Below are 3,001 nucleotides of genomic sequence, written 5' to 3' on the forward strand. Positions count from 1 at the left end.
GCTGCTCACGTCCGGTGCGGTGGCGGTCGGACGCCGCCGTCGCGCGCACTGATCGGGCGGAGGGGCGCGCGGGCGAGGCTCGCGCGCCCCTCTCGGCGTGCGCACGACTCCCGCGACCGCGATGTCGGTGCCGCCGCCTAGACTCGTAAGGTCATGACCGAAGCCCCTCTCATCGTCCCCGGATCCGTCGGCCCCCAGTCCTCCGGCGCCCCCGCACAGGACGACCTCCTCGCCGGCCTGAACCCGCAGCAGCTCGAGGCCGTCACCTACCGCGGCCCCGCACTCCTGATCGTCGCGGGGGCGGGGTCGGGCAAGACCAGCGTGCTCACGCGCCGCATCGCCTCGCTGCTCCGCAACCGCGAGGCGTGGCCGAGCCAGATCCTCGCCATCACCTTCACGAACAAGGCCGCCGGCGAGATGCGCGAGCGTGTCGAGGGCATCATCGGCGACGCCGCGCGGGGCATGTGGATCTCCACCTTCCACTCGGCCTGCGTGCGCATCCTCCGCCGCGAGGCGCAGCAGTTCGGCTTCACGAAGAACTTCACGATCTACGACTCCGGCGACTCGCGCGCGCTCATCAAGCGCCTGGTGAAGGAGCACGAGGCCGACGCGTACGGCCTCACCCCCGCCTCGGTGCAGGGGCGCATCTCCAAGCTCAAGAACGAGCTGTCCGACGCCGAGTCCTACGCGCGCCAGGCGAACATGACCGATCCGGCGGAGCGCGTGTTCGTCGAGGTGTTCGCCGACTACCAGCGGCAGCTGCAGCGCGCGAACGCGTTCGACTTCGACGACCTGATCGGGCAGACCGTGTACCTGTTCCGGGCGTTCCCGCAGGTCGCGGACACGTATCGGCGGCGGTTCCGGCACATCCTGGTCGACGAGTACCAGGACACCAACCACGCCCAGTACGCGCTCATCCACGAGCTCACGCGTCCGGTGTCGGGTGTCGGATCGGCGCCCGATCCGTATGCCTCGAACGGCATGATGATCTTCGAGCCCGACCCCGTGCCCTCCGCGGGCGCGGGCGAACCGGGAGCCTCGCTCACGGTGGTCGGCGACTCCGACCAGTCGATCTACGCGTTCCGCGGCGCCGACATCCGCAACATCAGCGAGTTCGAGCGCGACTTCCCCGGCGCGAAGGTCGTGTTGCTGGAGCAGAACTACCGCTCCACGCAGAACATCCTCTCCGCGGCGAACGCCGTGATCGGCAACAACTTCGACCGCAAGGACAAGAAGCTCTGGAGCGACCGGGGCGACGGCGACAAGATCATCGGGTTCACCGGCTACTCGCAGCACGACGAGGCGCAGTTCGTCGCCGACGAGGTCGAGGCGCTGCACCGCGCCGGCATGCCGTACTCCGAGATGGCCGTGTTCTATCGCACGAACTCGCAGTCGCGCGCGCTGGAGGAGATCTTCATCCGCTCGGCCGTGCCCTACAAGATCATGGGCGGCACCAAGTTCTACGAGCGCGCCGAGATCAAGGACGCGCTGGCCTACCTGGTCGCCGTCGCGAACCCAGCCGATGAGATGGCGGTGCGCCGCATCCTCAACAAGCCGCGGCGCGGCATCGGCGATGTGACCGAGACCGCGATCGCCCGGTTCGCCGACGAGCACGGCATCACGTTCCGGGAGGCGCTGTCGATGCCCGGTCAGCTCGGTGTCGGGCCCAAGATCCAGGCCGCGATCGCGCAGCTCGACGCCGTGCTCGCGGAGGCGACCGCGATCATGCTGCCCGCCACGGGCGAGGTGCCGCCGCCCACGTCGGTGGCCGACGGTCTGAGCCTGCTGCTGTCCAAGAGCGGCTACCTCGACGCGCTGCGCGCCAGCCGCGACCCGCAGGACGAGGCGCGCGTGGAGAACCTCGACGAGTTCGTCGCCGTGACCCGCGACTTCGCGCGCAACAACCCCGAGGGCACGATCACCGACTTCCTCACCGAGGTCGCCCTGGTGTCCGACGCCGACGACCTCGACGACGAGTCGGGGTCGGTGTCGCTCATGACGATGCACACCGCCAAGGGCCTGGAGTACGACGCGGTGTTCGTGACGGGTGTGGAGGAAGACCTCATCCCGCACCGCATCTCTGCGGGGGAGCCCGGGGGGCCGCAGGAGGAGCGTCGACTGTTCTACGTCGGCATCACCCGCGCCCGCAAGCGCCTGCACCTGTCGCTCGCGATGACGCGGGCTCAGTTCGGCGAGGTGTCGGTGGCGATGCCGAGCCGGTTCCTGCAGGAGATCCCCGCGGCGCTGATCGATTGGCGGCAGTCGCCCGGCGACGTGAACTCGCGCGGCGGCATGCAGTCGAGGGCCCTCAACGCGCGGCGCTCTGGTGGCTTCGGCGGTTCGGGCTCCGGCGACCGGTTCGGCGTCAAGCCGCTGCCGCGGGAGTCGCTCAAGCCCCTGTCGACCGCGATGGACAAGATCCCCAACCGGGTGACGGCCAAGATGCGCGACAACGGCGACCTGGAGCTCGCGGCGGGCGACCGCATCCGGCACGTCGACTTCGGCGAGGGCCGCGTGGACGCGGTCACGGGCGAGGGGGCGAAGCGGATCGCCCACGTGCGGTTCGACACGGCGGGGCAGAAGAAGCTGCTCATCAAGGTCGCGCCGATCGAGAAGCTGTAGCGCCGCTCGCGGGGCCGGAACACGCAGACGGTTAGGCTGGCTCATATGGCCCTCTTCTCCCGCCGCAAGAAGTCCGGCGACGACGCTGTCGCTTCCCCCGAGGTCGAGTCCACCCCGGTCGAGTCTCCTGAGACGACCGCACTCGAGACGACCGCGCCCGAGGGAACCGCGTCCGAGGCGAGCGCGCCCGAGGGAACCGCCTCCGCGACCGGAGCGCCGGCGACCGAGGGTACGGATCCTGCGCCCGAGGCCGCCGCGACGCCGACCGTGGGCATCTCCGTGCAGGCGTTCCGCGGCGTCGGCGCCGAGGCCGGCCCCGAGGTCGCGCCCCCCGCTGCCGAGCCGGACCCCAGCGCCCCCACCGTCACCTCTCCCGCCA

Annotated in this window: 1 protein-coding gene and 1 pseudogene; both read left to right on the forward strand. The window is 70.5% G+C overall.

What is annotated here, in order from left to right:
* Window positions 1-153 precede the first annotated feature (153 nt).
* Window positions 154-2,622 (forward strand): ATP-dependent helicase, encoded by a 2,469-nt coding sequence (locus DW299_RS05095; RefSeq protein ID WP_136035931.1) that lies wholly within the window; start codon window positions 154-156, stop codon window positions 2,620-2,622.
* 45 nt (window positions 2,623-2,667) lie between these two features.
* Window positions 2,668-3,001 (forward strand): annotated as a pseudogene (locus tag DW299_RS05100) (hypothetical protein); the annotation flags it as partial.

Source organism: Microbacterium sp. K35, assembly GCF_004794375.1.
GTDB lineage: Bacteria > Actinomycetota > Actinomycetes > Actinomycetales > Microbacteriaceae > Microbacterium > Microbacterium sufflavum.